The organism is Paraherbaspirillum soli (assembly GCF_042654985.1).
Taxonomy (GTDB): Bacteria; Pseudomonadota; Gammaproteobacteria; order Burkholderiales; family Burkholderiaceae_D; genus Paraherbaspirillum; species Paraherbaspirillum soli.
Genome location: NZ_JBHSMT010000008.1, coordinates 237,737 through 250,077, shown reverse-complemented (window position 1 = coordinate 250,077; position 12,341 = coordinate 237,737). Strand labels below are relative to the sequence as shown.

Here is a 12,341-nt window from a genome sequence, read left to right as displayed (position 1 = left end):
GCCGACACTTTTATGGACAAATTTGAATCGATGCGGATTTTCACGCGCATCGTGGAGTTGAAAAGCTTCACTCGTGCGGCTGAAGACCTCGGCTATCCGAAGTCGACGGTGACCAACGCGATCAAGCAGATGGAAGCGCGCTTGCGAGTGCGGCTGCTGCACCGCACCACGCGCCAGGTGACGGCCACCCTTGATGGCGAGGCCTATTACGTCCGTTGTGCACGCCTGCTGGCCGACCTGGAAGAAACGGAAAATGTGTTTTCGGAGGCGGCCGCCAATCCCGGAGGCAAATTAAGAGTCGACATGCATGGACCGCTTGGCCGCCATTTTGTGCTGCCCTTGCTGGATCAATTCTGCGCGCGTTACCCGAATATCGAATTGCAGATCGGGATGGGCGACCGCTTGGTCGACTTGGTGCGGGAAAACATTGACTGCGTGCTGCGCGTGGGCGAATTGCGGGATTCGTCGATGGTCGCAAGACGGGTAGCCAGCCTGGAGCAAGTCACCTGCGCCAGTCCGGCCTACCTGAAGTTGCATGGCGAGCCGCGCACAGTCGAGGAACTTGCGAGACACCGCGCCGTGAATTTTTTCTCGGCCCAAACCGGAAAATTTTATCCGTTTGAATTCAAGGTCGGCGGCGCGATCCGCGAGGTCGCCCTCAACGGCACGGTATCGCTCAACAATGCGGACGCGTATATACAGTGCTGCCGATCCGGCTTTGGTTTGATCCAGTTGCCGCGCTACAGCGTGGCGCCCCTGATTGCGGCGGGCGAGCTGTGCGAAGTGCTGGCCGACTATCGGCCGAATCCGTCGACCGTCTCCGTGCTGTATCCGCATCATAGGCAACTGTCGCCCAGGGTTCGCGTGTTCGTGGATTGGCTTGCGAGCGTATTTGTTGCTGTCGGCTAAAGCTTGACGGCTAAACACGGCGAAAGGTGTTTTCGGCAGACTTTATTGCTTATTTGCACTAATGAGCATTTAATATCGTGCCGTCGGGAAATATTTTGGCCAATATTGGCTGGAACCGTATCCGATCGTTTCCGACAGCCTTTCTCATCCACTTCTTTCCCATAAGGAAAACCAATGTTGAGTCGTTCTATTCTTTCCGCAGCCCTAGCCCTTTCCACGCTCGCCGCCTGCACCACCGCGCCGTCGTTCGCGCAGGACAGCCGCGGCGACACACTCGCTGAAGCCGGCGCTCATGGCCGCCCGGTCAAGGTCATGATCATTTCGATGTTCGGACCCGAAGGCAAAGCCTGGCTGGATCGCCTCGGGCCGTGGAAAGCCGTCCCGGTGCCGGGCCTGTCGCCGGACTATCCCGACGTGCACTGCAATAAACAGGATGTCTGCGTGATCACGACCGGCATGGGCTACGCGAATGCGTCGGCGTCGATGATGGCGTTGACGTTCTCGTCGCGTTTCGATCTGCGCCATACGTATTTCCTGATCTCGGGGATTGCCGGCGTCGATCCCGCGCGCGGCACCGTCGGTTCGGCGGCGTGGGCCAAGTACCTGGTCGATTTCGGCATCCAATGGGAACTGGATGCGCGCGAAATTCCGGCCGGCTGGAACACCGGCTACCTCGGCATCAACACCAAGAACCCGGCCGCCAAGCCGCCGCTCGACTATCGCAATGAAGTGTTCCAGCTGAATCCGAAACTGGCCGACGCCGCGTTTGCGCTGTCGCGCAACACGGTGCTGGCCGATAGCACGCAGGCCCAGGCCGCGCGCGCGAAATACAATTACGCGCCGGCCAACCAGCCGCCTGCGGTGGTCCAGTGCGACATCCTGTCGGGCAATACCTGGTGGTCCGGCACGCTGCTGGGCGAACGCGCACGCGAATGGACCAAGATTCTGACCGACGACAAGGGCGTGTATTGCATGACGGCACAGGAAGACAATGCGACCTTCGAAGCCTTGAAGCGGGCATCGAGCGCCAAGCGGGTGGATCTGAGCCGCGTGGCGGCGTTGCGCACCGGATCTGATTTCGACCGGCCGTACCAGGGCCAGACCAGCGCCGACAACCTGCTCAACTATGCGGACCAGGGCGGCTTCTTGCCGGCGACGGAGAATCTGTACCGCGCCGGAAATCCGCTGGTGCAGGACATCGTGCTGCACTGGGGTGAATGGCGCGACGGAGTGCCGCGCCGGTAAACGCGCATGAAGGAGCCGGTTCGCGCACGATTGCTGCGTGCGAACCGGCTGTCATTCCTCACATTTGCCGACTTATCGACTCAGCAGCACAGTCGGATTGGCCGGTACGCCATTCCATCCCATCGGGGTATCCAGCAATTCGATCTTGCTGATGCTCTTGTTGGCCGGCACGTTGATTCCCCATACCTTGAAGCTGTCGCCATTGAGCGGATCGAGCGCGGCGGCCGGGATCGCTCCGGTCGGGCTGAACCAGGGGCGGGCGCCGCCCTGCAGCAGCACATGCAGCAAGGACCCGTCGCCGTAAGTTACCCGCACCGTATAGTCGCAGCCGCTGGCATGGCAGTACCAGGGGGTGGCGCCGGTGTTGGGCGTGATCTGGGCCAGTTGCGCGGGGGCGGTCGGATCGACCTGGCGGACCAGATTGCCTTGATACGCCAGCGGCGGGTAGATCTGCGATACGCCCGCGGTGCCGGCCAGGCTATAGGTGATGACGATGGTTTGCACCGGCACGTTGCGCTGGCTCGGCAATCCCATGTCGAAACCGTACAGGCCGCCGTCAGTGGTGGCCGGCGTCACCGCCACCCGCTTCTTGGCTATGCCGTCCCAGCGGCTATAGCCGGTGGCCGATGCCTGATCGACAAAAATCCTGCCGCCGGAATATTTATGCACGCCTTTGGCATCGGCCGTGGTCTGGCCCTCGAAATAGCGCTGGATCACGCCCGCATTGAAATCGGAGAACATCGTGAAGCGGTAGCCGGCAGCTTGATCGCCGGAACCGCCCTGCATCGGGTCCTGCTTGATGCAGCGGCCGCTGCCGTCCTTGATCCGGGAGCTGCTGGATTGGCAGTTTTTGTAGCTGTCGGCGGTGGTCGGCAGGAACGGCGCCAGCAGCTGGCCGCGGCCGGCATCGTAACCCCAGGCCGAGCCCAGCAGACTGCCGCTGATGTAGGGATACGCGCCATTGGCGTAAGCGTCGCCGGCATGCGGCATGCCGAACGCGTGGCCTTGTTCGTGGATAAACACGCCCGCATAGCGGAAATCGCCGGTCGCGACCGAGCCGCCGACCGAACCCAGTCCGCCCCAGGGATCAGCGTAAGCGCCGTTGGCGCCTAGCATCAACAGCGGTGCGTAGTATTGATTATTGGTGCCGGCCTCGCCATTGGCGGAACGGATCGCGCTCAGGATAGGGAGGGTTGCGCCCATGATCGCGTAGCCGTCTTTTTGCTGGTCCTTGTTGGTCACGCGATAGGCGGCATTGCCTTTGCCGTCGGGGCCGATGATGTAGTAAGGCCAGATGACCCGTCCGGCGGGGTGATTATGCATATTGAGCTTTGCCACCGGCCACTTCGCATACAGCTCCTGATAGGTGGCGGCATCCGGATTGGCGGTCACCGAGAAAGGCTGGGTGTTGCTGTCGTTGGCGCCGAACAGGTAAAACGGCAAGATCCGCATGTCGAAATCCGCATCCATGCCGACTTCCGGCTGCTTGAAATCGCTGGCCGCGTAATTGTCTGCGCTGACCCGCAACATGACACCAGGCGTCACCCATGCGGCCGGCAGCGTCACGCTATAGCGGTTGCCGGCATAGGCCGGACCGGCGGCTTCGGTGGGCGGCAGGCGGTCGGGAGTATTCAGCGCCAGCGCGCCCAGCTTGCTGTTGTTGAGCCAGGCTTCCAGCACCGGCCGCTGAGGCTGGGCGGCGCCGAGGTCAACCATCACCAGCGCATCGCGTTGTGCGCTCAGGTGCAATGTCCCTTTGGCGCCGGGCAGCGACCAGCTCAAGCCGGCCTCCGGCAAGACATGGGTTTGCGCCGCTTCAAAACTGTTGATCAGCAATTGCGGCGCGGCGCTGCCGGCCCCCGAACTGCCGCTGCCGATGTTGCCGCTGCCGGCAGCAGAGCCGTTATTGCTGCCGTTACTGGAGGAGCCCCCGCCGCAGGCGGCCAGCAACAACGATGCGGCGAGTGCCGAGAGGGCGAGTGAAATACGAGGTGATCTTGCCATGACGAGCCGTTCAAGAAGGAATTAAAAAAAGCAATGCAGGGCCCCGTGGCGAGGCCAGCTGCATTGCTGCAAACGAGGACATTGCAGTCGTAGGGCGGATGAGCGCAGCGTTATCCGCCGATGGATGTGCCACAGGTGTTTGACGCATCCAGAACGGCGGAAGACGCTACGCTTTTCCGCCCTACTTGCCGCAAACGAGGCATCTGATGACGACGAAATGCCATTGAAAAATTTACTTGAGGGAACAAACAGCAAGAGCTGTACCAGTCGCCTGTCAAGAGGGGGGCAGGTGCCGGTCTTGTGAAACTGACCAAAGACGTCACTTGAGATGACAAACTGCGCGCAATCACGGAGGTGATGCGACGTTCCAAATTTGAATAAAAATAAATCTGAGATGGACGACCTTAACGACCTATATCTGTTTTCCCAAGTGGTGGAGGCAGGCGGTTTCTCGGCCGCCGAGCGCGTTACCGGCATTCCGAAATCGCGTCTGAGCCGTCGCATCGCCGCCCTCGAAGCGCAGCTGGACGTGCGCTTGATCCAGCGTTCGGCGCACCGTTTCCATGTGACGGCGATCGGTGAAAGCGTCTATCGCCATGCCCGCGCCATCGCCAATGAGGTGGGGGCGGTGCGGGCTACCGTCAGTGCAACCTTGAGCGAGCCGAGCGGGCTGATTCGGGTCAGCGCGTCGCTGCTGATCGGCGAAATGATGCTGGCCGGCTGGCTGGCCGACTTTGCCAACCTGCATCCCAAAGTACGGGTCGCGCTGGACCTGTCGAACAAATATGTTGACCTGCTGGCCGAACGGATCGACCTGGCGATCCGCTTTTCCAGCAAGCCGCTGGCGTCGGCCGACATCGTCGCGCGGCCGCTCGGCACTTCGCGCATGGTGCTGGTGGCCAGCCCGGCGCTGCTGGCCGCGCATGGAGTACCGGCCGACATCGGCGAGCTCAATGCTTGGCCGGCGCTGGCGCAAGGCAGCCTGGAAGCGATCCGGCCCTGGGCCTTCCAGGGCGACGATGGACAAACCGTGCTGCATTATCCGCAGCCGAGATTCGTCACCGACAATCTCCAGGCGCTGCGCGAAGCCGCGATCCGCGGCACCGGACTGATCCAGCTGCCGCTGCATGCATGCAGCGAGGCGCTAGCCAACGGTCAGCTCAGCATCTTGTTGCCGCAGCGGGAACCGCCCGTTACCACGGTCTACGCGATCTATCCAAGCCGGCACGGCATGCCTTCGGCGGTGCGGGCGCTGGTGACGTTTTTGGAGGAACGTTTTGGCGCGTTGGGGTAAAGGGTTATTGAGTGGAAAGAGCAGGCTCAATGTGACGCCGCCCGGGACCAAGGTTACGGACGGCGTTGCTGGGCCTGGCTGACACGCTATGGCGTTGAATTTTTGTTGATAGAGAAAGGCTTCACGGTAAATTTCTCACCATGGGCATCGCAGTCTTTTGCGACGCCTTCCCACCATGCGCGGGTTTCAATATACGTGCTGCCATTGAGCTCATCTTCGGTTTCAACTGTGTCCTTCCCAAGCACCAAATTACGGCGAGCCGTCATGAGTCCCCTGTCCCGAGAATCTGGATATATGCTGCCGCCCCATAAAATCAGAGCGCGCTCTTCTTTCCAGTGCACCCAGACCATCGAATTTCCACTGGCCCAGTTGTAGCCGACGATACAAAAATGATTGGTGGAGCGGTTTTTTTTGTCAGAGACGATCCGATTTTTCAGTGCGCGTTCTGGACGAATAAAGTAAGGGCTTCTTGACACGGAAAAGCGTTCACTGGGTTTGGTCCCAAAATCGGGGTAGTCATCCTCGGCATGAGAAGCGATGGATGTGAAAGATGTCAGCGCCACAAGGCAACACAGTATTTTATGCATGTCGTTATCTCCTTTATGGCTTCTTTACATTTCTCAGTAGCGGGTCTTCCTTGAATTCTCGCGTCAACGTATAAAAATCCTGACCGCCTTGAGTTTGGAATTTAACGAAATTCGCCCCTGGGTGTCTTGCGTCAGCAGTTTTCCATGCATACAAACGGGTCGGACTGGGATCGGAGCCCGGGTTGATGCCAGTGGCAACGTCGATCGCATTTTGAACATATTCTCGACAAGCGGCATGTCGCTGATCGCTGGCGTCGTTAGCTATCCTGACAATATCCTTCAAGTTGATACTTTGTTGTCCGGTAAGAGCTGGATAGCTCTGAAACCCTTCGACTTGGTTACGCGCCTTGATGAGCGCAGTTATGCTGCTGACATTGTCCGCCCCGAAATGTCGTGATCCGAATTTGAGCCTATTCATCAATACGTGACGCATCCATTGCATCGATGTGATGGCCTGCGTCATAGACTGGAATTCGCGGGAACTAGGCGGAATGTTTTCCACCAACAGCACCCTAGCCAAAATCCCCTCTTCACTGTCCACCGGCGGCAATTTCAACTCCGGCAGGACGGTGATATGCAGCGCCTCGGTGCCCATGTCTTGCCAGCCGTTGTGGGCATAGGCGCGAATCAGGACCGGGACGGCGCTGACCGATATCGCTTCAAACTTCAGGCGTTGCTCGATATTTTTGTTGTTGACCGCCAGCGGGGTCACTTTGACTTGATGATGAAATGCGCTTTTGATCAGCAGGTGTTTGCGATCCGGGCCGAAGCCCTGCACTTTAAACGGCAGGCTGTTGCCGACAATTAAAGTGAAATGACGCTCGAGCGGGGTGTCATTCATTCTGAGATAACGGGCCATGCGGTCTCCTGTAAGGGGAAGCTATCGGGAACATCAACTCCTGCGGAAATGCGCTGTGAATGGTATGTCAACATTGAAATAAAGACAATTAATTGGACTGGCAAATCCAGCTGGCACGGCATGCCGTCGGCCGTTGATTGTCATGGCATTCAATAGCGTTTATAGTCGGCCGGTCCTCGCAGAAAAAGAACGGGGATAGGTTTCGTAGCCTGATCATCAACCGGCGAACGTGCCGCTCTTGCGGCTTTTTTTTGCGTTCGCTCTGCCTTTGTACGTCCCTATGGACGGCAGTGGCGGGGAGCCCTCGGGCTACCGGTTTGGTTGGTGCCGGTCTACGAATCCTGTCATCTGCCGTCCTCCCGTTTCGTAGCGGGAAGCGGCTCTTTAATTTTTTTCTTACCAACTTAAGGAATCCGCTATGACCAACTTTCGTACGTCTAAACCACCCCCCAAATCCATTCCATCCACGCAAGACAGTTCCATCACCACATCCACCAGCAACCACCTCCCAGACCGGCATTTAACCGTCGGCGTCTGTCCGGAGGGTAAGCTCAGAACCCCCTGGATTCGGCTGCGCGGCAAGTGGCTATTAGCAGCCGGCTTCACGCCCCAGACCCGGATCCGGGTGCAGGTGAGACGAGGCTGCTTGTTCATCACTAGAGAGTAAAAAGTAGGGCGGATGAGCGCAGCGTTATCCGCCGCTGGATGTGTCACAAGTGTTTGAGGCATCCAAAACGGCGGAAGGCGCTGCGCTTTTCCGCCCTACGATTTGGGTTGAGTCGCGTTGCATTTGTAGAACGCGGCGTGTGCATTGCTGCGGCTACCACATCGACGCCGCCACCCGTATCTTGTTGCCATCGCAATCCAGTGATGACAACAGGAGAACATATGAAGATGAAAGACAAAATTGCCTTGGTCACCGGCGCCTCGCGCGGTATCGGCGCGGCCATCGCGCGCAAACTTGCTGGCGAAGGCGCCAGCGTTGCGGTGGTCTATAACGGCAACCGGAATGCGGCGCAACAGGTGGTGCAAGCCATCCGCGGCAGCGGCGGCCAGGCTGCCGCGTTTCAAGCCGATGTGGCGGATGAGGCTTCGGTGCAGGCGATGGTGCAGCAGGTCGCGGCCGCCTTCGGCCGGATCGACATCCTGGTCAATGCCGCCGGCATTCTCGAGGTGGCGCCGGTCGGGCAGATCTCGCGCGAGTCGTTTCACGCGCAGTTTTATACCAATGCCTGGAGCGTGGTCGCCGCCACGCAGGCGGTGCTGCCTTATCTGCCGGTGACCGGCGCTTGCATCGTCAATGTTTCAAGCAGTCTGGTGCTGCAGCCCAAGCCCGGCTCGGCTGTTTATTCGGCCAGCAAGGGGGCGGTCGACGTGCTTACGCACAGTTTTGCGTTGGAGCTAGGCGCTCGCGGGATCCGGGTCAACGCCGTGGCGCCGCACATCACCCGCACCGACATGACCGCCGGCATCCCGCCCGAGCGGATCCAGGCCGAAACCGCATTGACCCCGCTGGGACGCTTGGCCGAGCCGGAAGATATCGCCGATGCGGTGGCGTTCCTGGCGTCCGACGATGCGCGCTGGATTACCGGGCGCACGATTCTGACGGATGGCGGACGGATGTAAGGCGTTCACCGAAGCGGGAAGGGGCGGGTATCGGGTACCCGCCTCAGGGACGCAAACGCTTCCGGTTTCAGGTCGCATAGTCAACAACAGGCTGGTGCGGGCACCGGCTGGAGCAATCGCACTGATCGTTTTGCAAGCTTTGACTTCGGCATAAATTAAGTCTAGTATTTCTGTCGTGACAGAAATTACGAAAATTATTATGCGACTTGGTCCTACGATGCAAAAGTACATCCTCCACTGGGGCGAAATGGGTGCCCGCTGGGGAGTCAACCGCACGGTGGCGCAAATCCATGCGCTGCTGTTCCTGTCAAATCATCCGCTGCCGGCCGAAGACATCGCCGAGACGCTGGACGTGGCCCGCTCCAACGTCAGCAACAGCCTGAAAGAACTGCAAAGCTGGGGCCTGGTGCGGATTACCCACATGCAAGGCGACCGCCGCGATCACTTCCTGGCGCATCAAGACGTGTGGCAAATTTTCCGGGCCATCGTCGAAGAGCGCAAACGCCGCGAAATCGACCCGACCCTGTCTGTCTTGCGAGAATGCGCGATCGAAGCCGAGCAAGATGCGCTGCTGGAGCAGGCGACCCGGGACAAGATGGATCAAGTGCTGGAGTTTGTCGAAATGCTGACGGCGACCTATGACGACTACAAGCATCTGTCGCCAGCAACCCTGCAACGCTTTCTGAAAATGGGCGGCAAAGTCGCACGCCTGCTGAGCGTGGATGAAAAAGGAAATAAATGATGAGCACCCCGGAACTGACCTTGTTTTTCGATGGCAACTGCCCTTTTTGCGCCGCAGAGATGCGACGTTTGCGTCATTGGGATAAAGCGGCGCGCCTAGGCTTCGTCGATGTTGCGCTGCCCGGATTCGACCCGGCGCCGCTCGGCGTGGACATGGCCGCGCTCAATCGCGAACTGCACAGCCAAACCGCCGCAGGGCGGATGCTGGTCGGCATCGACAGCCTGTTGGCGGCGTACACCTTGGTCGGCCGCGGCTGGATGGTGTTGCCGTTGCGGATACGGGTGCTGCGGCCGCTGTTGTCCGGTTTGTACCGCCTCTTCGCCCGCAATCGCTACCGCTTGTCGCGCTGGATGGGTTACAAGACGGCTCCCGCTTGTAGCGAAGGCGTGTGCGAGGTGGGTAATCCTTTCTTCAAGCGATAATTTTTTTGCTTCGATATTTCTCTTTTTACAGAATAAACAGACGGAAAATCATGCGGATTCCAACAATTAAGGAGGCGGCATGAACGTCCTTATCCTCGGCGCCAGCGGCTTGATCGGCAGTCGCCTGATGCCGGCGCTGCGCAGTGCCGGATGCACGGTAACCGGCGCCGGCCGCCGCCAACCCGACGATGTCTTGCAGTCAGAATGGCGGTCACTGGATTTCGCCGAGTTGACGACGGTAGGGGCGTGGATTCCGCACCTGGCCGGGGTGGATGCGGTGGTCAACTGCGTCGGCATCTTCCGCGAGTCGCAGTCGGGCGACTTCGACCGGCTGCATCGGGCCGCACCGATTGCCTTGTTTGCCGCCTGCGAGTTGCTCGGCATCCGGCGTCTGGTGCATATCTCGGTGCTGGGCTGCGGCGTCGACGCCGCGACCGAATACTGGCGCAGCAAGGGGGCGGCTGAAGCCGATTTGCTGGAACGGCCTGCGAATCCCAAGTTCAGGACCACCGTGGTTCGGCCATCCCTGGTGTACGGCGCAGACGGTCTCAGCAGCCGCATGTTCCTGACGCTGGCGACCTTGCCGTTGCTGGCGCTGCCGCTGGCACATAGCGCCAGGGTGCAGCCTATCCATGTCGACGATCTGGTCGAGCTCCTGGTCAAGCTGGTCATGAGCAACGATAGCGTGCCGCGCGAGATCGCCGCGGTCGGGCCGTGTGCGCTGACGATGGCCGACTATCTGGCGCAATTGCGGCGCGGCATGGATGCGCCGCCAGCCGTCGTGTTGGATTTGCCGCTGCCGCTGGCGCGGCAGATGGCGCGCCTCGCCGCACTGCATCCGGCCAGCGTATTGACGCCGGATGCGCTGATCATGCTGGCCGGCGCAAACACTGCGGATGCGGGGCCGGTCGCGGAATTCCTGGAGCGCGCGCCGCGCGAGCCTGACACCTTCGCCAAGCCGGAGCAACGGCCGGCTGCCGTGCTGGCCTGGGGTCTGCCGCTGGCGCGCATGGCAGTCGCCGCGTTGTGGCTGATCACCGCCGCCGTTTCCTGGTTTGCCTGGCCGCACGCCGAAAGCAGCCGCTGGCTCGCCGCTTGCGGCATCCCTGCCGACTGGCGGGAAACGACTTTGCTGGCTGCCAGCCTGGCCGATGCGGCAATCGGGATTGTGCTGGTGGTTCGCCCCCGCCACTGGCTGTGGCCGTTGCAGATCGCGTTGGTAGGCGGTTATACCGTCGTCATGAGCGCCTGTTTGCCGCAGTTTTGGTTGCATCCGTTTGGCCTGTTGAGCAAAAACCTGCCGATACTCGCATTGATGGCGATCATGTGGCGGCTTGAAGGAAAGAGGAATTGAGATGGATTACCTGACGCTCAAATGGCTGCACATCCTGTCCGCCACCTTGATGTTCGGCACCGGCTTCGGCACCGCGTTTTATATGTTTTTTGCCAATCGCAGCGGCAATGTGCAGGCGATGGCGGTGGTCACGCGCTGGGTGGCCAAGGCGGACTGGTGGTTCACGACGCCGGCCGTCATCGTGCAGCCGGTTTCAGGCTTGTGGATGATGCATATGGCGGGTTATCCGTTCAGCTCGCGCTGGATCATGTGGTCGCTGGCGCTGTACGCGCTGGCCGGCTTGTGCTGGCTGCCGGTGGTGTGGCTGCAATTGAAGATGCGCGATATGGCGGCCAGCGCCGCTGCCGGCAATACTGCGCTGCCCGAGCGCTACTGGCGCTTTGAGAAAATCTGGACTGTGCTTGGCTTTCCGGCGTTTGGCGGTTTGCTGGTGGTGTACTGGCTGATGGTGCATAAGCCGATGTAAAACCCGGATTCGTCTGGGTCGGCATTACACCAACCCAGTCGCATTCTCAACAATCAATAGCGCTGCCAGAAACCGCCGGAGAAGGCCCAGCCGCTGCCGCTTCTGATCCAGTGGCCGGGGGCCCAGAAATAGCCGTCGCGCCGTGTTTCCCAATGGCCGTTGACCCAGTTGTGCTGGCCATTGTCCCAGCGCCAGTAGCCGCCGATCCAGACGTGGTTGGGGCTAGGCGCCTGGGTGATGATTTCCACCCGCGGCGCCGGCGGCGCTACGTTGACCACGATAGGCGCGGTGTTGTAGGACGGGCTGATCGCCACCCAGCGGCCCGGATGATAGTTCCATTGGCCGCCGTCCAAGCTCCAGTAGGCATGTTGAAACACCATGTTCTGCCGCGCTTGTTCCCAATGTCCGTTGCTCCAGACGTAGCGGTTGCCTTCCCACTTCCAATGGCCGGCGATCCAGTATGCATCGGGATAAGGAGCCGGCGGCATCACTTCCTGCAGCGGCGCCGGCGGCGCTTGCGCCACCCGGACTTCCTTGTAGACGACATGGGTGCGCGGCGGCTCGACCACGCAGCCGGCAAGCGACAGGGTGCTGGCGGCGGCTAGCGCCGACAAGCAATAACGTTGGAATTCACGACGTTTCATTTATAGCTCCAGAGAGAAAGGTTCTGGCGTATGAACGGTTCGGCGTGCGAAAAGATTACAGCGCTTACAAATGCTTGCAAGCTTGTGAAAAAGGGCGCTGTGGTCTACCCAGCGCCCTTACGATTTTTTTAGATGCGGCCTTAACTAGTTGAGGACAGAGTAATTCGCCACGCTACGGTGGCTTTTAAA

General features: G+C 60.1%; 14 protein-coding genes. 10 read left to right on the top strand and 4 right to left on the bottom strand.

Annotated elements, in window-relative coordinates:
• Positions 1-12 precede the first annotated feature (12 nt).
• Entirely contained in the window at positions 13-909 is an 897-nt protein-coding gene (locus tag ACFPM8_RS03805) for a LysR family transcriptional regulator (protein ID WP_378995123.1), read from the top strand.
• Between the two features lie 174 nt (positions 910-1,083).
• Complete coding sequence (locus ACFPM8_RS03800) at positions 1,084-2,154, top strand: purine-nucleoside phosphorylase (RefSeq protein ID WP_378995121.1); 1,071 nt, start codon at positions 1,084-1,086, stop codon at positions 2,152-2,154.
• A 72-nt stretch (positions 2,155-2,226) separates the two neighbouring features.
• On the opposite strand, the gene ACFPM8_RS03795 is transcribed toward ACFPM8_RS03800, so the two are convergent.
• Positions 2,227-4,158, bottom strand: coding sequence for a M66 family metalloprotease (locus ACFPM8_RS03795; protein ID WP_378995119.1), 1,932 nt, complete (start codon positions 4,156-4,158; stop codon positions 2,227-2,229).
• Positions 4,159-4,394: 236 nt separating this feature from the next.
• On the opposite strand from ACFPM8_RS03795, the gene ACFPM8_RS03790 reads away from it, so the two are divergent.
• Positions 4,395-4,490: a hypothetical protein gene (locus ACFPM8_RS03790; RefSeq protein WP_378995117.1), complete on the top strand. Its 96-nt coding sequence runs from the start codon at positions 4,395-4,397 to the stop codon at positions 4,488-4,490.
• A gap of 62 nt (positions 4,491-4,552) precedes the next feature.
• Positions 4,553-5,452 (top strand): LysR substrate-binding domain-containing protein, encoded by a 900-nt coding sequence (locus tag ACFPM8_RS03785; RefSeq protein ID WP_378995115.1) that lies wholly within the window; start codon positions 4,553-4,555, stop codon positions 5,450-5,452.
• An 86-nt stretch (positions 5,453-5,538) separates the two neighbouring features.
• On the opposite strand, the gene ACFPM8_RS03780 is transcribed toward ACFPM8_RS03785, so the two are convergent.
• Both ACFPM8_RS03780 and ACFPM8_RS03775 read right to left on the bottom strand, forming a co-directional pair.
• The gene (locus tag ACFPM8_RS03780; RefSeq protein ID WP_378995113.1) at positions 5,539-6,039 is read right to left on the bottom strand and encodes a hypothetical protein; all 501 of its coding nucleotides are present in this window, start codon (positions 6,037-6,039) and stop codon (positions 5,539-5,541) included.
• 13 nt (positions 6,040-6,052) lie between these two features.
• On the bottom strand, positions 6,053-6,898 hold the full coding sequence (locus tag ACFPM8_RS03775) for a hypothetical protein (protein WP_378995111.1): 846 nt from the start codon (positions 6,896-6,898) through the stop codon (positions 6,053-6,055).
• Positions 6,899-7,316: 418 nt separating this feature from the next.
• On the opposite strand from ACFPM8_RS03775, the gene ACFPM8_RS03770 reads away from it, so the two are divergent.
• The 6 genes from ACFPM8_RS03770 (at position 7,317) to ACFPM8_RS03745 (ending at position 11,508) form a co-directional block, all read left to right on the top strand.
• Positions 7,317-7,565: a SymE family type I addiction module toxin gene (locus ACFPM8_RS03770; RefSeq protein ID WP_378995109.1), complete on the top strand. Its 249-nt coding sequence runs from the start codon at positions 7,317-7,319 to the stop codon at positions 7,563-7,565.
• 221 nt (positions 7,566-7,786) lie between these two features.
• Positions 7,787-8,524: an SDR family NAD(P)-dependent oxidoreductase gene (locus ACFPM8_RS03765; protein WP_378995107.1), complete on the top strand. Its 738-nt coding sequence runs from the start codon at positions 7,787-7,789 to the stop codon at positions 8,522-8,524.
• A 199-nt stretch (positions 8,525-8,723) separates the two neighbouring features.
• A complete protein-coding gene (locus ACFPM8_RS03760) occupies positions 8,724-9,266 on the top strand; it encodes a GbsR/MarR family transcriptional regulator (protein ID WP_378995105.1) in 543 nt (180 codons plus the stop codon).
• Positions 9,266-9,688: a thiol-disulfide oxidoreductase DCC family protein gene (locus ACFPM8_RS03755; RefSeq protein ID WP_378995103.1), complete on the top strand. Its 423-nt coding sequence runs from the start codon at positions 9,266-9,268 to the stop codon at positions 9,686-9,688. The genes ACFPM8_RS03760 and ACFPM8_RS03755 overlap by 1 nt, the downstream gene beginning before the upstream one ends.
• 79 nt (positions 9,689-9,767) lie before the next feature.
• Positions 9,768-11,042: an SDR family oxidoreductase gene (locus ACFPM8_RS03750; protein WP_378995101.1), complete on the top strand. Its 1,275-nt coding sequence runs from the start codon at positions 9,768-9,770 to the stop codon at positions 11,040-11,042.
• 1 nt (position 11,043) lies between these two features.
• Entirely contained in the window at positions 11,044-11,508 is a 465-nt protein-coding gene (locus ACFPM8_RS03745; protein WP_378995099.1) for a DUF2269 family protein, read from the top strand.
• A 53-nt stretch (positions 11,509-11,561) separates the two neighbouring features.
• Here the strand turns inward: ACFPM8_RS03745 and ACFPM8_RS03740 are convergent, their stop codons facing one another.
• Positions 11,562-12,152, bottom strand: coding sequence for a hypothetical protein (locus ACFPM8_RS03740; RefSeq protein ID WP_378995097.1), 591 nt, complete (start codon positions 12,150-12,152; stop codon positions 11,562-11,564).
• Positions 12,153-12,341 lie beyond the last annotated feature (189 nt).

Bases quoted from the DNA above. Each gene is read 5' to 3' on its own strand.
- ACFPM8_RS03805 (WP_378995123.1), top strand. From the start codon at position 13: ATGGACAAATTTGAATCGATGCGGATTTTCACGCGCATCGTGGAGTTG.
- ACFPM8_RS03800 (WP_378995121.1), top strand. From the start codon at position 1,084: ATGTTGAGTCGTTCTATTCTTTCCGCAGCCCTAGCCCTTTCCACGCTC.
- ACFPM8_RS03795 (WP_378995119.1), bottom strand. From the start codon at position 4,158: ATGGCAAGATCACCTCGTATTTCACTCGCCCTCTCGGCACTCGCCGCA.
- ACFPM8_RS03785 (WP_378995115.1), top strand. From the start codon at position 4,553: ATGGACGACCTTAACGACCTATATCTGTTTTCCCAAGTGGTGGAGGCA.
- ACFPM8_RS03780 (WP_378995113.1), bottom strand. From the start codon at position 6,039: ATGCATAAAATACTGTGTTGCCTTGTGGCGCTGACATCTTTCACATCC.
- ACFPM8_RS03775 (WP_378995111.1), bottom strand. From the start codon at position 6,898: ATGGCCCGTTATCTCAGAATGAATGACACCCCGCTCGAGCGTCATTTC.
- ACFPM8_RS03770 (WP_378995109.1), top strand. From the start codon at position 7,317: ATGACCAACTTTCGTACGTCTAAACCACCCCCCAAATCCATTCCATCC.
- ACFPM8_RS03765 (WP_378995107.1), top strand. From the start codon at position 7,787: ATGAAGATGAAAGACAAAATTGCCTTGGTCACCGGCGCCTCGCGCGGT.
- ACFPM8_RS03760 (WP_378995105.1), top strand. From the start codon at position 8,724: ATGCGACTTGGTCCTACGATGCAAAAGTACATCCTCCACTGGGGCGAA.
- ACFPM8_RS03755 (WP_378995103.1), top strand. From the start codon at position 9,266: ATGAGCACCCCGGAACTGACCTTGTTTTTCGATGGCAACTGCCCTTTT.
- ACFPM8_RS03750 (WP_378995101.1), top strand. From the start codon at position 9,768: ATGAACGTCCTTATCCTCGGCGCCAGCGGCTTGATCGGCAGTCGCCTG.
- ACFPM8_RS03745 (WP_378995099.1), top strand. From the start codon at position 11,044: ATGGATTACCTGACGCTCAAATGGCTGCACATCCTGTCCGCCACCTTG.
- ACFPM8_RS03740 (WP_378995097.1), bottom strand. From the start codon at position 12,152: ATGAAACGTCGTGAATTCCAACGTTATTGCTTGTCGGCGCTAGCCGCC.